Consider the following 16,656-nt stretch of genomic DNA (forward strand, 5'->3'; position numbering starts at 1 on the left):
TAACAAGCGACATGTAAAATAAATGTCATAGTCGATGACTGTCGGATTAATACAGTCATAAATTAATTTTCGGCAATAGTAATCGCGAATAATAAAGTCTTTATTATTTCCCAATCTTGCTTTAAAACAGATGTAAATCAGATTAAATGTAGCGATACTTCCATTAAGCTGACCGTCTGAAAACATGTGCCTATCAGACCGTTTTCTGCCTTATCAAACTGTGATGCAGATCACTTTAAATCATGTTACGGCAAGCTGTTACCGCTTACGTGAGCGATATCGCCTTGAGGCTAGAAAAAGAGCGCAGTTAGCAGGGGGTTTGCCCATTTCATTAACAGATTGCAGATTAACTTATTGATAATAAAATAACTTAATAATCATCAGCAGAGTTGTTATGGCATATTTAACCCGTAACATGCTTTTCATTACACCCGCTAACAGTGCATAATCACTTTACCCATCCCGCACTCTTGTTCCAGGTATTTGCCATGAAAAACCAGCGTGTTACGTTACAGGATATCGCGTTACTTGCCGGCGTGACCAAAATGACCGTCAGTCGCTATTTACGTACGCCGGAAAAAGTGGCACCAGAAACCGGTGAGCGCATTGCTCAGGTGATGGCTGAAGTGAATTACAGTGCTGATTCTGACGGGGAGACGGGTCTTAATCAAAAAAGTCCGCGCATAGGAATCTTGGTACCCTCATTTAATAACCAGATTTTCTCCGATTTATTAGCCGGTATTGAGTCAGTGACTGCCGCCAGTGGTTATCAGACGCTGGTGGTTAACTATAACTACAGTAAAGAGCGTGAAGAGGAGCAGATCATTAATCTCCTCTCCTGCCAGATTTCCGGTTTGATACTCACGGACTCCGAACATACCTTACGCGCTGATAAATATCTGAATGCATCAGAAATTCCAATTGCACAAGTGATGGATCTGGAGCCGCAATTCAACCGCATCACCGTCGGATTCAATAATTATCAGGCTGCCTATGATATGACGGCCACACTGTTAGCCAGTGGAAAACAGAATATTGTCTATTTCGGCTCCATGTCTGATGTGCGTGATCGCAAACGTTATCAAGGTTATAGCCAGGCAATGAGTGATGCAGGTTTCACGCCATTACATATTACCCCCAATAAAGTCTCTTCGGTTTCTATTGGGGCAGGGATGTTGGCATTGGCACGACAAATGTATCCGCAGGTTGATGCTATTTTCTGCACCAATGATGATATGGCCGTGGGGGTGTTACAAGAGTGCTTAAAATTGGGCATGGTCATACCCACTGAAATGGCAATTTCCGGCTTTCATGGGTTGGATATTGGTCAGGCAACTACGCCAGTGCTGGCCAGTGTCACCACGCCACGTTTTGAAATGGGTAAAGTTTCCGCTGAGATTTTGATTAAGAAAATAAAAAAAATCCCGACAATTGAACAAGTTGACCTTCACTATCGGATTTCACTTGGTGGCACTATTTAAGGCTCTAGCCATTTCTGCGCGGAGGGGCCCCCTCATTCTCTGCCATTGCGTCGCACAATGGCAGTTACCCACTTCCAACTCTTTCCCTTGCTGTGATCTGATTCGCGCCATAACAAATTACCGCAGCCGATAACATTTCAGTTAATGCCTTACCTAAGTTATTAACGCTCATTTGATTAGCTGAAACAATTCAGCACCGACAATGATAAGTGGCTCACGTTACCGGTAACATGTTTTCTTAACATGATTTACAGTGACCCACATCACAAAATAAAACATTGAAAACAGGTCTCATAACGACATTCGCTGAATGGCTGCATCATCCGATGATTCTCCCTCGCCATTCTGTTTTCTTTGATTTATTGACATGGTCAGGTACTCATAATGAAAAACAGCACGCAACCCAGCTCCAATCAAGCCGTATTAATCATCGCCCCGGTAATGGACTATCTGACGGAAAAATTGGAACAAAACTTCACTGTTCACAAACTCTTCGAGATGGTGGATCACGCGGCATTTCTGGCTGAACAGGGCAATAACATTAAAGGTATCGTGACCCGTGGTGATATTGGCGTGACCAACGAAATCTTGGCGTTATTACCGGAAGTGGAGATTATCTCAATCTTCGGTGTTGGGACTGATGCTGTTGATCTGGATTATACCCGTGAGCGCAAAATCATTGTTACCACTACGCCGGGTGTGTTGACCGATGATGTGGCTGACACCGCATTGGGGCTGATTATTGCCACCTCGCGCCGTTTATGTCAGGCCGATAAATTCCTGCGCGCTGGTCAGTGGCCACACAGCAGTTTGCCATTAGCCTCCAAAGTGACCGGTAAACGACTGGGGGTATTTGGTATGGGCCGTATTGGTCAAGCCATTGCCCGCCGTGCCGCGGGCTTCGATATGCAAATTGCCTATACCGATACAGTACACATTGAGAGTCTGCCATACCACTATGTGCCAGATTTAATCACTCTCGCGCAGCAGAGCGATATTCTGGTGGTGGCTATCTCGGGTGGGAAAGACAGTGCAGGTCTGGTCGATAAAGCTGTTTTTGCGGCGATGCCAAATCAGGCGATTCTGATCAATATTGCCCGTGGCAGCATGGTTAATCAGGATGACTTAATTCACGCGCTGCAACAGCAAGATATTGGCGGTGCGGGTCTGGATGTATTTGCCGATGAGCCGAATGTGCCACAGGCGTTGATCGAGATGGATAATGTCGTGTTGCTGCCACATATTGCCAGCGCCACAAAAGAGACTCGCATTCAAATGAGCGATATTGTGTTCTCTAATATCCATGCCCATTTCTCAGGTGAACAGGCACCAACCGCAATCAATTATTAAATAAGCCAGTCATAGTAATAATAAAAACATTCGTGAGTTTTAATTAACAACTGCAAATATTCCTTATTTGCTTTCGGTATTCCCTGCGTCTTTATTCATGATGCAGGGTAATACTTAGCTATTATCATGAGGCGTGTTTATATGGACAGTAAGATCCCTAATGCCCGTTGGTTCCGCGTTATTGTGCCAATAATGATTGCTTGTATTATTTCTTTTATGGACCGGGTTAATATTAGTTTTGCGCTACCTGGCGGTATGGAGAGTGATCTAGCGATTACCAGCCAAATGGCCGGTTTAGCGGGCGGTATTTTCTTTATTGGTTATCTATTTTTACAAGTACCCGGCGGCCGTATTGCGGTACATGGCAGCGGCAGAAAATTTATTGCCTATTCTCTAGCGGTCTGGGCCGTCGTCTCGATTCTGACTGGCTTTGTCACCAACCATTATCAACTGTTATTCCTGCGCTTCGTGTTGGGGGTGTCTGAGGGCGGTATGCTACCGGTGGTCTTAACCATGGTGAGCAACTGGTTCCCGGAACGTGAAATTGGTCGCGCCAATGCCTTCGTCATGATGTTCGCGCCCATTGGCGGAATGTTCACCGCGCCACTGTCCGGCTTTATTATTAATGCGCTCGATTGGCGCTGGCTGTTCTTCCTCGAAGGTTCCCTGTCCGCCATCGTGCTGGTGATGTGGTGGTTTGTTATCAGTGATCGTCCTGAAGAGGCTAAATGGCTCTCCGCCAAAGAGCGTGACTATCTGGTCACTGAACTGTCACGGGAACGGGCGGAGCGGATGCTTGATGCGCCAGTGACCAATGCACCCTTGAAAGCCGTGTTCCTGAATAAAGGGCTGATGAAACTGGTGGCGTTGAACTTCTTTTATCAAACCGGAGATTATGGCTACACCCTGTGGCTGCCCACCATTTTGAAAAATCTGACCGGCGGTAATATGGCCTCGGTCGGTATTCTGGCTATTCTGCCGTTTATTGCCACCACTGCCGGTATTTATGCCATTTCTACGCTATCGGATAGAACCGGCAAACGCCGTCTGTTGATTATGATTTCACTGTTCTGCTTCGCCGCCGGTCTGGTGACCTCGGTGATTTTCCGCCACAACGTGCTGATCTCCTATCTGGCGCTGGTGGTGTGTGGATTCTTCCTGAAAGCCGCCACCAGCCCATTCTGGTCAATTCCGGGCCGCATCGCCGTGCCGGAAGTGGCGGGTGGCGCACGGGGTGTCATCAATGGTTTAGGTAATTTGGGGGGATTCTGTGGCCCCTATCTGGTCGGCGTGATGATCTTCTTCTATGGACAAAGTGCGGCGGTTTGCATGTTAGCAGGCTCATTGATTATCGCTGGGTTGATTACGCTGACATTGCCGAAAGAGTGTGATGTTGAAGTCAATACTCAGGGGCAGGGCGTCACTGGCAAAGGCTTGATCAAGGTTAAACGCGCTTAAATCCGGTAGGCGGTATCGGCTGGAAACAGTGATATCGCCTGCGGGTTATCACCGGAGAATCTCATGAATTTACAGCAGCAACTCATCGCCTGCCAACAGCATCAGCAGCAGCTACAACTGATGCACGTCGATCACCAAATCGCCTGGCAATTAGGTGAAAAAATAAAGCGGCAAGCGGAGCAGCAAGGTGCGGCATTGGCTATTGATATCACCGTCAATCGCCAAACCCTATTCAGTTATGCCATGCCTGGTACCAGCGCAGAGAATCATGATTGGTTGCGGCGTAAACGTAATGTCGTTGAGCTGTTGAATACCAGCTCCTATGCCGCAGGATTGATGCTACAGCAGCGTCAAACCACCCTTGAAGCTCGCTATGGGGTGAGTTTGCGGGACTATGCTGCGTTGGGTGGCGGCTTCCCGTTACAGGTCAAACAGGCGGGTATTATTGGCAGCGTTAATGTTTCCGGCGCGCCACATTTGGATGATCACAATTTGCTGTTACAGGTACTGGCGGAGTTCATCGGCCTGCCTGCGGGCAGCATTGAACTTTTGGCTCCCCTGAGCGAATAAGGAATGGCGATGAACCCGACTCTCACCCGTGTCACGCAGCGTATTACTGCGCGATCTGCGGCGACCCGCACGGCCTACCTGCAACGAATCAGCGCGGCAAAAGAAAATACAGTTCACCGCTCTCAACTGGCCTGCGGCAATCTGGCTCACGGCTTCGCCGCTTGTCAGCCGGAAGATAAAGCCTCGCTGAAGAATATGGTGCGCAGCGACATTGCCATTATTACTTCCTATAACGACATGTTATCCGCTCATCAACCCTATGAATATTACCCGCAACAACTGAAAGAGGCACTGCATGACGTCGGTGCCGTCGGGCAGGTGGCGGGGGGAGTTCCCGCGATGTGCGATGGCGTGACGCAAGGGCAGGATGGCATGGAGTTGTCACTGATGAGCCGCGATGTCATCGCCATGTCCGCGGCTATCGGCCTGTCACACAATATGTTTGATGGCGCACTCTACCTTGGCGTCTGCGACAAAATTGTGCCCGGATTGCTGATGGCCGCCTTGTCATTCGGCCACTTACCGGCGGTTTTTGTCCCTGCAGGGCCAATGGCGACGGGCCTGTCCAATAAAGAGAAAGTGCGGGTTCGCCAACTGTTCGCGGAAGGTAAAGTTGACCGCCACGCCTTGTTGGAAGCGGAATCCGCCTCTTATCATAGCGCTGGCACTTGCACTTTTTACGGCACCGCCAACTCCAATCAGATGGTGATGGAGGTGATGGGGTTGCATTTGCCCGGTTCCTCCTTTATCCAACCCAACACCCCACTGCGAGATGCACTTACCGCCGCTGCCGCGCGTCAGGTGACTCGCCTGACGGAAAGCAGTGGCAATTATCTGCCGGTAGGTCAATTAGTGGATGAAAAGGTGGTGGTCAACGGCATTGTGGCACTGCTGGCAACTGGCGGTTCGACTAACCACACCATGCATCTGGTGGCGATGGCGCGCGCGGCGGGCATTATTATTGATTGGGATGATTTCTCCGAGCTATCGGAGGTGGTGCCACAATTATGCCGAATCTACCCTAATGGCCCAGCGGATATCAACTATTTCCAGGCCGCAGGCGGGGTCGCCTTACTGATCAAAGAGCTGCTGCAAGGCGGTTTAGTGCATGAAGATGTCCACACTGTGGCGGGGTTTGGTCTGCATCGCTACACGCAAGAGCCCTATCTGGATCATGGGCAACTGCAATGGCGCAGCGGGCCGCAGCACTCACTAGATGATTCGGTGATTGCCAGCATCGCCCAGCCTTTCTCGGCCCACGGCGGTACCAAAGTCTTAAGTGGCAATCTGGGACGGGCAGTGATGAAAACCTCGGCCGTTCCGCGTGATCATCAGATTATTGAGGGGCCAGCGGTGGTGTTTGACAGCCAACATGATGTCGGGGCCGCTTTTGAATCCGGCGAATTGAACCGCGATTGCGTGGTAGTGGTGCGCTATCAAGGGCCACGGGCCATTGGTATGCCGGAACTACATAAACTGATGCCACCCTTGGGGGTATTGTTGGATCGCGGCTTTAAGGTGGCTCTGGTCACTGATGGTCGACTGTCCGGCGCGTCAGGTAAAGTGCCTTCGGCAATCCATGTGACGCCCGAAGCCTATTGTGGCGGCCTCATGGCAAAAATCCGTAATGGTGATCGGGTGCGGGTGGATGGTGTCAGTGGGGAGCTTTCGCTGTTGGTGGATGAAAGTGAGCTGGCAGCACGCCACCCCACACTGCCGGATATCTCGGCGTTTCATGTAGGATGTGGTCGTGAGCTATTTGGTGCGCTACGTGAGCAATTGACTGGGGCAGAGCAGGGGGCGTGCTGCATTCGTTTTTAGTGATACCTACGTTTTTAGTCATAAATGTGCGGCGAAGGGCGATTGAACTCACCTTTTGCCCTACAAATTATTCACCCTACAGATTAATCCTGAAACCTCCTGATGACACTTACCTCGCCTATTTTCGACTATGCTTATGAGATGCCCTTTTTTCACTCATGGAGAACGCATATGAATCGAGATAAAGAACAGCAAACCTCGCTGGATGATGATCTGACTATGCTGACCGACACCTTGGAAGAGGTGCTACGCGCCTCCGGCGATGCCGCAGATGAAAGCTATCAAGAGATCAAGGCCAGAGCGGAGAAAGCCTTAAAGGAGGTACAGAACCGTTTGAGTGGCCGCAGTGATTGCTATATCAAACGGGCGAAAGCACTGGCGTGTTGCACTGATGATTATGTCCACGAAAAGCCTTGGTGCAGCGTGGGAATTGGCGCGACTGTCGGGTTAGTTGTCGGGCTATTATTGGCGCGGCGCTAAAATATCCTCGTGAAATAATGGCTGTCGTAAGCAGTTAAGTAAAATTATTTAAAATCTTATTAGCGGCCCTTAAATGGGTCGTTTTTATTATAAGCATTGATTGTTAATTTAATGCGAAAATAAGTATTAATATTTAAATGATATGTTTAATTAATCTGTTTTTTATTATCTAACTTAAATGAAAAACGTAGGGAATAAATAAGCGTCGTAATGCAGCTTGTGCCTATAATAATATTTGTAGTCATAAAATACTTAACTTTTATCTTTGACTCTTTTTATAGAGTGGAAATCATAAATGCTCTTATTTTAATCCTGTTAACTAATTTTATTTGAGATGGTTAATATTAACAAAATGAGGAATCTATCATGAGTAATACTCTCGATCTGTCTACCTATTCATCAGATGGCACGCCCTATCAAGTCAAATTTATAAATCAGTCTCCCTCCGCTTGGATTGTGTATTTATATCAAAAAATGCCGAATCAACCCTCGGACATATTTTCCTTAGCCTGGCAAGCATCCCCATTTAAAGTGGCACCTAATAGCTTTTTCACTTTCAAGTGGTCAATTGACTACTCCTTTATCTGGGGTCGAACAGGCACATTGACGGATGGGGTGGTTTTTGAGGCTGGTGCTGTATTGAATGCGGACCCGGCAGGAAACAATCAGGTGACCTTTGACACGGCAAATAACACCCCGATGTTTAGTCATTTATCGAGTGGGGGACAAGCAGGCAAGTTGACGATTCTGGAAGGCAGTCACATGCAAAACAACATCTATTCAACTGGGATTGGTATGTCAGGACAGGGAACTTTCGTGCAACAAGTCTTAACCAATACCACTCAAATTTATACACCGGAACCTCTCTATTACATTGCCGCCGGTCAAGGGGTTCAAATGGGGCAAGTATTAGCCCAAACCGTGACCAATGCCAGTGAGTTGAAATACTCAGGTAACGTTTACTCACTGGTAGCAACGTTGTCTGAAACCCAGCAATGGAGCATTGTTTCGGCATAGCGTAAATAAATGACTAATATGAAAAATATCACGGAGATAACCTATATCTTCGTGATATTCCTAGTCGTAGGATAACTAAGATTTTGGTGATGCCGTCGTTACAACACAAGTGGCTTAAGCGGATGGGCTTATCTGGCCCTGAGCACAAATCACCCAATGTCAGTGATCGCCAGATACCCCTTGTTGAGTATATAAAAACATCAATATCAAATATTAGTGTGATAACTAACAATAACTTTTGAATCAGACTTTTATTATTATTCACGGCCCGTATAATCCCACTCTTTCTGTTGGTTTGCCGAGGTGGTCGTGAAACAACTTTCTGGTTTGTTGGGCGAATTACGGCAGAGATTACGTGCCGGTTTCCCTGACCAGGCAGGTATTCGGCAAATAATCTTGCCCGCATCGGGTCAGGTGGGAAGCCAATTGCTGGAGTGGCTGGCTGCGCAAAACCATTTCCCTCAATTTTATTGGCACCACCGTGAAGGCCATGAAGAGGCTGCCGTCTGTGGTCAAACTCGCCAATTTAACGATGTGCAGTCTGCGGATGCTTTTATCCAGCAACATAAGCTGATAAGACAAAATAGTGATGGCACTGAATTACGGATTTGGGGGCTGAATGCCTTCGAGCCAGTGAGTCTTATGCTGCCCTCCGCTGACACCACGCAACAGACGCAGACCAGTTTCCTGTTTCTCCCCCGCATTGAAATTTTGCGCCGTGGTAACCATACCCACGTGACCCTCAATTTAGTGAGTGATTTCTCCCTACAGCAAGATGCGCTACTGGCTATCGCCTTTATTGACCAACTGGTTGCTGCCAAACCGCTGCCGGTGCTGGATGTTCAGGTACAGGATGCCCGCCATACGCCAGAATATCCGCAATGGAGCAGCCTGATTCAGCAGGCGCTGGGCAAGATTGAGCAGCAGATAATGGAAAAAGTGGTTTTGGCCCGTGCGACCCGCTTAACTCTCGATAAGCCCTTGTCCTGTAGCGCGTTTATGGATGCCAGCCGGCAGGTTAATCATCACTGTTTTCACTTTATGTTGCGTTTTGATGCTGCGCGGGCCTTTTTAGGCTCCAGCCCAGAGCGCCTCTATTTGCGCCAGAAATGGCATCTGGAAACTGAAGCGTTAGCGGGCACGACTTCTAATGATGATGACCATCAGCAAGCCAAGGTGCTGGCTGACTGGTTGATGCGCGATGAAAAGAATCAGCGCGAGAATTTGCTGGTGGTTGATGATATTTGCCAGCGTTTACAGGGCGGTGTCGCGGCCGTGGACGTCATGCCACCAGAGATTATCCGCTTGCGCAAAGTGCAGCATCTGCGCCGCCGCATTCACGCGCAACTCAACCGCGCCAGTGATACTGATTGCCTGCAACGGCTGCAACCGACAGCGGCTGTGGCCGGTTTACCGCGCAATGTTGCCCGTCAGTTTATTGCCGAGAATGAGCCCTTTTCCCGTGGTTGGTATGCCGGTTCTGCGGGCTATCTTTCACTGCAACAGACCGAATTCAGTGTCGCGCTGCGCTCGGCATGGGTGGAAGATAAATGGGTCAATCTGTATGCCGGAGCCGGAATTGTGGCGGGATCTGACCCTGAACTGGAGTGGCAAGAGATTAACCATAAATCAGCGGGATTACGCACCTTGCTCGCTCATCATCAGCAAGAGAATAAAACCTAAAATGTCGCAATTAACCGCACTCGTTATGTGGGCGGATTGTGACACCCCGATGCCGGGTGTAAACTGTGGTTAATAGGTTATTCAGGGCACATTCCTGATATAGAACGATAGAACTTTAACCATTACTCAGCCACTCCGGGCTTTTTCAGAGGATAAATGGCGTTCCTCATGCTGACTGTCGGGGCCGTAGTGTCTGTTAACTGACTTTTGGGCAAACCATGTCGACAAGTGTTTTTAACCGTCGTTGGGCGGCATTACTACTGGAAGCGTTAACGCGCCACGGTGTGCGTCACATCTGTATTGCGCCAGGATCCCGCTCGACACCCTTAACCTTAGCGGCGGCGGCCAACCCGTCGCTGGTTTGCCACACCCACTTTGATGAGCGTGGTCTGGGCCACCTGGCGCTTGGCTTGGCGAAAGCCTCCACCGAACCGGTGGCGGTGATTGTCACCTCCGGCACGGCGGCGGCCAATCTCTATCCAGCGCTGATTGAAGCGGGGCTAACCGGTGAGCGCCTGATCTTCCTGACCGCAGATCGCCCGCCAGAGTTGATCGACTGCGGCGCCAATCAGGCGATCCGCCAGCAAGGGCTGTTTGCCAGCCACCCCAAGGTCAGCATCAATTTGCCTCGGCCCACGCCGGATATTCCTGCCCGTTGGCTGGTGGCGACCCTCGACAGCGCGATGGCGCAATTACCCCATGGCGGCCTGCACATTAACTGCCCCTTTGCCGAACCGCTGTATGGCGGCGATGAGCAGTGCTATGCCGACTGGTCTGCCGCTTTGGGTGACTGGTGGCAAGATTGCCATCCGTGGCTGCGGCAATCACGCTATCAACCACAGATGCAGCAACCCGACTGGTTTTTCTGGCGGCAAAAGCGCGGTGTGGTGATCGCCGGACGCATGACGGCAGAAGAGGGCGCACAACTGGCGCAGTGGGCGGAACTGCTGGGCTGGCCGCTGATTGGCGATGTGTTATCGCAAACCGGTCAACCGCTGCCTTGCGCCGATCTGTGGCTGGGGCGTCCGGATGCACAGCAAATATTGAGTCAGGCGCAACTGGTGTTGCAAGTGGGGAGCAGCCTGACGGGTAAAAGGTTATTGCAGTGGCAGGCACAGTGCCAGCCGCAAGAGTATTGGCTGGTGGATAATCTACCGGGCCGTCTTGATCCAGCGAATCACCGCGGGCGCAGAATTATTTCATCGGTGAATGAGTGGCTGGAGCAGCATCCCGCGCAGCGCCGTGTTCCTTGGGCTGTTGAACTGATGGAATTGTCGCAAAAAGCACAGTTCCATGTGGCTAAAGTGCTGAACGATCAGTTCAGCGAAGCGGCAGTGGCGCACCAACTGGCGGCACTGTTGCCTGAAAACGGCCAGCTATTTGTCGGTAACAGTTTGATTGTTCGCCTCATTGATGCCCTCGGCCAACTGCCCGTGGGCTATCCGGTTTACAGCAATCGCGGTGCCAGCGGCATTGATGGTCTGTTATCGACGGCGGCGGGTGTTCAGCGCGCTACCGCCAAACCGACACTGGCGATCGTCGGTGATCTCTCCGCCCTGTATGACCTGAATGCGCTGGCGTTATTGCGCCAAAGTTCAGCCCCGATGGTGTTGCTGGTGGTGAACAACAATGGTGGGCAGATCTTCTCACTGCTGCCGACACCGGAGGCCGACCGTCAGCGCTTCTACTGCATGCCGCAAAACGTCAATTTTGAGCATGCCGCCGCGATGTTCAACCTGAATTATGCTCGCCCTGAGAGCTGGCTAGCACTACAGCAGCGGGTCGAGCAGTGCTGGTTACAAGGTGGCGTGACACTGATCGAGATAGCGGTGCCGCCGAGTCAGGGGGCCGAAACACTGCAACAATTGGTACAACAGGTGGCCCAACTATGACGCTAGCTTGCCGTAAACTCGCCGCCCACCCCCAATCCGCCGCGCAGCAACACGGCGGGCCGTGGCTGGTATGGTTACATGGTCTGCTGGGGAGTGGCGAGGATTGGTTACCCGTGGCCGAACTGTGCGGTGACACCCCCTCGTTGCTGGTTGACCTGCCGGGCCACGGCAAATCTGCCACCCTGACCACCCGCGGTTTTGCGGATATTAGCCGCCAGTTAACGCAAACATTGCAGGCTAACGGCATTCGCGAATATTGGCTGGCAGGCTACTCTTTAGGCGGCAGAATTGCGATGTATCACGCCTGCTATGGTAGCCATCATGGCTTACAGGGGTTATTGGTTGAAGGGGGAAACCTCGGATTGGAAAGCGATGAGTTGCGCCTCCAGCGCCGACAAAACGACCACCAATGGGCGCAGCGTTTTCGTCTTGAGCCTTTGCCACAAGTGCTGGCCGACTGGTATCAACAAGCCGTATTTGCTGATTTAGACGCCCAGCAGCGCGAGCAGTTGGTGCTCTTACGTGCCAACAATAGCGGCCCTGCGGTGGCTGAGATGCTCGAAGCAACCTCATTGGGGCATCAGCCATGGCTGTTGCCTGCCCTGCAGCGCCTGCGCATCCCTTACACCTATCTGTGCGGCGAGCGCGACCACAAATTCCAGCAATTGGCGGCACAGCATAAATTGCCATTACGCACACTGGCCCGCGCCGGACACAATGCTCACCGTGCTAACCCCGGTGCATTTGCCGCGCAGGTACTTTCGTTTCTATCACAGTCTTCATTTTCACCACTCTCCCGTTAAAGGAATGCTTACTATGCTTTATCCGAGCGAAGAACAACTGTACGCCGCCATCGATTGGCAAGATTGCTCCGCCGGGTTTGAAGATATTCGTTATCACAAATCCAGCGATGGGATCGCCAAGATCACCATTAACCGCCCCCATGTGCGTAACGCATTCCGCCCGCTAACGGTGAAAGAGATGATTCAGGCGCTGGCTGACGCCCGCTATGATGACAATATCGGCGTGATCATTTTGACTGGCGAAGGCGACAAAGCCTTCTGTTCCGGCGGTGATCAGAAAGTCCGGGGCGACTACGGCGGCTATCAGGATGCCACTGGCACTCATCACCTGAACGTGCTGGATTTCCAGCGTCAGATCCGCACCTGCCCGAAACCGATAGTTGCAATGGTTGCTGGCTATTCCATTGGTGGCGGCCATGTATTGCACATGATGTGCGATCTGACGGTCGCGGCGGATAACGCCATCTTCGGCCAAACAGGGCCAAAAGTGGGCTCATTCGATGGCGGCTGGGGTGCGGCTTATATGGCGCGCATTGTCGGCCAGAAAAAAGCGCGCGAAATCTGGTTCTTGTGCCGCCAATATGATGCTAAACAAGCCTTGGATATGGGGCTGGTCAACACCGTGGTGCCGATAGCCGATTTGGAAAAAGAGACGGTGCGCTGGTGCCGTGAAATGCTGGAAAACAGCCCGATGGCACTGCGCTGCTTGAAAGCGGCACTGAATGCGGATTGCGATGGTCAAGCGGGCCTGCAAGAGCTGGCCGGTAACGCCACTATGCTGTTCTACATGACCGAAGAGGGTCAAGAGGGGCGCAACGCATTCAATGAGAAACGCCAGCCGGACTTCAGCAAATTCAAGCGTAATCCGTAATGCGCGCGGCCACACTTTATCGCTACCGCATTCCGATGGACGCGGGAGTGATCCTGCGCCATCAACGGCTAAAAAATCGCGATGGCTTGCTGGTGAAGTTGCAGCAGGGCGAACAGACTGGCTGGGGGGAGATCGCCCCCTTACCGGAGTTCAGCCAGGAAACGCTGGCTGAAGCACAAACCGCGGTGACCCGGTGGCTGCAAAGCTGGGTGACGGGTGAGGTGCCGGATGTCGATGCGCTGCCTTCCGTGGCATTCGGTCTTAGCTGCGCACTGGCGGAGCTTGATCAATGCTTGCCACTGGCGGCAGATTACCGCAAAGCCCCGCTGTGTACCGGAGATCCCGATGAGCTGTTCGCGGTGCTACAAGCGCTGCCGGGTGAGAAAGTCGCCAAGGTTAAAGTTGGGCTGTATGAAGCGGTACGCGACGGCATGATCGTCAATGTGCTGCTGGAAGCGCTGCCTGATTTGAAACTGCGGCTGGATGCCAATCGCAGTTGGACAGGTGCCAAAGCGGATGGCTTTGCCAAATATGTCAATCCCGAGCTGCGCTCGCGCATTGCGTTTCTGGAAGAGCCCTGCAAAACCCGCGCGGAATCTCGCAAATTTGCACGGGACACTGGGATCGCTATTGCCTGGGATGAGAGTGTACGCGAAGCTGATTTTCAGGTTGAAGCTGAGCCGGGTGTCGCCGCAATTGTGATCAAGCCGACGCTGGTGGGTAGCATTGCCCGCTGCCAACAGCTAGTGCAACAAGCGCATCAGGTGGGTTTGGCGGCGGTGATCAGCTCCAGCATTGAGTCGAGTCTGGGCCTGACCCAACTGGCGCGCTTGGCCCACTGGCTAACGCCCTCCACCGTACCTGGGCTGGATACACTGGACTTGATGCAGGCGCAACTGCTACGCCCATGGCCGGACAGTCACTTGCCGCTGCTGACGGTGGATCAACTGGACGTGCTATGGCACAGCTAACTGATTGGCCTAGGCAATCTGTCTCTCCATGGAAACAGTGGGCCAATCTACGACCCCAAGCGATAGCGATACGCGCGGGGTCGCAACGGATCAGTTGGCAACAACTGGCCGCTGATATCGACTCTCTGGCATCCGGCTTCCAGCAGCAGGGTGTGACTCCCGGCTGTGGCGTGGTGCTGCGGGGTAAAAACAGTTATTCGCTGTTGCTGGCATATCTGGCGGCATTGCAGTGCGCCGCCCGTGTTCTGCCGCTAAATCCGCAATTGCCCGATGTGCTATTGGCACAGCTTCTCCCACAGCTGAATATCGATTTTATGCTGAATCTGGCGGCACCTCTGCCCGCGCACTTCGCGTTTACCTCGCTGACATTGAGCACCGATAGCCCGGTGGTGCTGAGCACGGATAACCTCACGGCAGCATGGGATAACCAACGGTTGGCGACCATGACACTCACCTCCGGCTCATCTGGCCTCCCTAAAGCGGCAGTGCATACCGTGGCGGCCCATTTAGCCAGTGCCGATGGCGTGTTACAGCTGATGAATTTCACGGCGACAGATAGCTGGCTGTTATCGTTACCGCTATTTCATGTTTCAGGGCAGGGTATTGTCTGGCGTTGGTTAAGTGCCGGTGCGACCTTGGCGGTGCAGGAGGGCACGCCGCTCGCGGAAGCATTGAGTGGATGTAGCCACGCCTCGCTGGTTCCCACGCAGCTATGGCGATTATTGGCGAGTCAGGGTGCGGCGTTAACCCTGAAAGAGGTATTGCTGGGCGGGGCGATGATCCCAACCGAATTGACGGAACAGGCCGAGGCCCGCGGCATCCGTTGCTGGTGCGGTTATGGCTTGACTGAAGCGGCCTCCACGGTGTGCGCCAAACGCGCCGACGACCTACCCGGTGTGGGGGTGGCACTCGCGCGCCGTGAGGTCAAACTGGTGGGAAATGAAGTGTGGGTGAAAGCCGATTGCCTCGCCGCCGGTTACTGGCAGCAGGGGCAGTTACGACCAATATCCGACGCTGATGGCTGGTTTCATACCCGTGACCGTGGTGAATGGCAGCAAGGTGAGCTACGTATTCTTGGGCGGCTAGATAACCTGTTTTTCAGTGGTGGTGAGGGGATTCAGCCGGAAGATATCGAGCGGGTTTTGTTGCAATATCCGGGCGTGCAGCAAGCATTTGTTGTCCCTGTCACTGACCGTGAATTTGGTCACCGACCCGTCGCGGTGATTGATGCTGACGAGGTTGTGGATGATCTGGCATTGGCGGATTGGTTAGCGCCGCAACTGGCAGTGTTTCAGCGCCCAGTGGCGTTTTATCGTCTGCCGGAGGCGCTAAAGGGGGGAGGGATTAAGGTATCAAGGCGGCTAGTTATTGATTTTGTGGTTGGATCAAGTTTCGGTTGAGATGATGCGTAATGACTGAGAGCTTAAAGCAGGGTGGATCAGGTTTCGGTTGAGATGATGCGTAATGACTAAGAGCTTAAAGCAGGGTGGATTAGGTTTCGGTTGAGATGATGCGTAATGACTAAGAGCTTAAAGCAGGGTGGATTAGGTTTCGGTTGATATTCGTTCAGTGATTACCTTACCTTCACGGCCTCAACCGAGCAGGAGGGCAGGCCGGCCCTCCTGCACCTGCGGCTTGCGCGAAATATTACTGCTGTCGCAGTGCCCTCCGGCAGCTTGCCGGCTGTTCGAACCGGGGCTGACTCGCTCCCAGCTCGACAGCCCCTTTCGCCGCGTCCATGCGGCTCATTCGGCCTGCAATCTTTGTCGGTAATATTCCTGATTGCGCTCAAAGTCAAAAGCACATTTGAGCTGCCGAGTGAAGAGTGGAGGTAGGACGCGAGGCATGGATGCCGAGCGAGGGCCGCTTGAACAGGAGTGAATCGGCCCGGTCCGTCAGCCGGAACGATGATTGAGGGCACCCACGAAGTGGGCAAGCGATACGTGCGAAGCGCGGGATTCCACAAGGGGGCCGCTGCCCCCTTTGGCGGTTGGGGCATCGGAGGTAAGGTACGCACTGAAGCTTTAACAACCGAACCAGAGCACGAGACCGAATATCAACCGAACCGGATGATTGGGTCGAATATCAACCGAACCGGATGATTGAGTCGAATATCAACCGAACCGGATGATTGGGTCGAATATCAACCGAACCGGATGATTGAGTCGAATATCAACCGAACCGGATGATTGGGTCGAATATCAACCGAACCAGAGCACGAGATCGAATATCAACCGAACCGGATGATTGGGTCGAATA

Annotated in this window: 13 protein-coding genes; all 13 read left to right on the forward strand. The window is 52.1% G+C overall.

From position 1 onward, the window contains the following. The first annotated feature begins 488 nt into the window (after window positions 1-488). The 13 genes from ACZ76_RS15600 (at window position 489) to menE (ending at window position 15,797) form a co-directional block, all read left to right on the forward strand. Window positions 489-1,481, forward strand: coding sequence for a substrate-binding domain-containing protein (locus ACZ76_RS15600; protein WP_048619741.1), 993 nt, complete (start codon window positions 489-491; stop codon window positions 1,479-1,481). A 384-nt stretch (window positions 1,482-1,865) separates the two neighbouring features. Further along, on the forward strand, window positions 1,866-2,831 hold the full coding sequence (locus ACZ76_RS15605) for a 2-hydroxyacid dehydrogenase (protein ID WP_048619742.1): 966 nt from the start codon (window positions 1,866-1,868) through the stop codon (window positions 2,829-2,831). A 141-nt stretch (window positions 2,832-2,972) separates the two neighbouring features. Beyond that, window positions 2,973-4,289 carry an MFS transporter gene (locus ACZ76_RS15610; RefSeq protein WP_048619743.1) on the forward strand — a complete coding sequence of 439 codons (1,317 nt, stop codon included), beginning with the start codon at window positions 2,973-2,975 and terminating at the stop codon, window positions 4,287-4,289. A 63-nt stretch (window positions 4,290-4,352) separates the two neighbouring features. Continuing rightward, window positions 4,353-4,859: a heme-degrading domain-containing protein gene (locus ACZ76_RS15615; RefSeq protein ID WP_048619744.1), complete on the forward strand. Its 507-nt coding sequence runs from the start codon at window positions 4,353-4,355 to the stop codon at window positions 4,857-4,859. 9 nt (window positions 4,860-4,868) lie between these two features. Continuing rightward, window positions 4,869-6,680 carry a phosphogluconate dehydratase gene (gene edd / locus ACZ76_RS15620; RefSeq protein ID WP_048619745.1) on the forward strand — a complete coding sequence of 604 codons (1,812 nt, stop codon included), beginning with the start codon at window positions 4,869-4,871 and terminating at the stop codon, window positions 6,678-6,680. Window positions 6,681-6,851: 171 nt separating this feature from the next. After that, the gene (gene elaB, locus ACZ76_RS15625) at window positions 6,852-7,160 is read left to right on the forward strand and encodes a stress response protein ElaB (RefSeq protein ID WP_048619746.1); all 309 of its coding nucleotides are present in this window, start codon (window positions 6,852-6,854) and stop codon (window positions 7,158-7,160) included. Between the two features lie 366 nt (window positions 7,161-7,526). Next, window positions 7,527-8,177: a hypothetical protein gene (locus ACZ76_RS15630; protein ID WP_048619747.1), complete on the forward strand. Its 651-nt coding sequence runs from the start codon at window positions 7,527-7,529 to the stop codon at window positions 8,175-8,177. A gap of 309 nt (window positions 8,178-8,486) precedes the next feature. After that, on the forward strand, window positions 8,487-9,860 hold the full coding sequence (gene menF / locus ACZ76_RS15635) for an isochorismate synthase MenF (RefSeq protein ID WP_048619748.1): 1,374 nt from the start codon (window positions 8,487-8,489) through the stop codon (window positions 9,858-9,860). Window positions 9,861-10,078: 218 nt separating this feature from the next. Then, window positions 10,079-11,752 carry a 2-succinyl-5-enolpyruvyl-6-hydroxy-3-cyclohexene-1-carboxylic-acid synthase gene (gene menD / locus ACZ76_RS15640; RefSeq protein WP_048619749.1) on the forward strand — a complete coding sequence of 558 codons (1,674 nt, stop codon included), beginning with the start codon at window positions 10,079-10,081 and terminating at the stop codon, window positions 11,750-11,752. After that, a complete protein-coding gene (gene menH / locus ACZ76_RS15645; RefSeq protein WP_048619750.1) occupies window positions 11,749-12,555 on the forward strand; it encodes a 2-succinyl-6-hydroxy-2,4-cyclohexadiene-1-carboxylate synthase in 807 nt (268 codons plus the stop codon). The genes menD and menH overlap by 4 nt, the downstream gene beginning before the upstream one ends. Before the next feature lie 13 nt (window positions 12,556-12,568). Next, complete coding sequence (menB, locus tag ACZ76_RS15650) at window positions 12,569-13,426, forward strand: 1,4-dihydroxy-2-naphthoyl-CoA synthase (protein ID WP_032815107.1); 858 nt, start codon at window positions 12,569-12,571, stop codon at window positions 13,424-13,426. Continuing rightward, window positions 13,426-14,397, forward strand: a complete 972-nt coding sequence (gene menC / locus ACZ76_RS15655; protein ID WP_048619751.1) for an o-succinylbenzoate synthase — start codon at window positions 13,426-13,428, stop codon at window positions 14,395-14,397. Before menB ends, menC begins: the two co-directional genes overlap by 1 nt. Next, a complete protein-coding gene (gene menE / locus ACZ76_RS15660; RefSeq protein WP_048619752.1) occupies window positions 14,385-15,797 on the forward strand; it encodes an o-succinylbenzoate--CoA ligase in 1,413 nt (470 codons plus the stop codon). Before menC ends, menE begins: the two co-directional genes overlap by 13 nt. Window positions 15,798-16,656: the final 859 nt, after the last annotated feature.

It is taken from the genome of Yersinia aleksiciae (assembly GCF_001047675.1).
In the GTDB taxonomy this organism is placed as follows: domain Bacteria; phylum Pseudomonadota; class Gammaproteobacteria; order Enterobacterales; family Enterobacteriaceae; genus Yersinia; species Yersinia aleksiciae.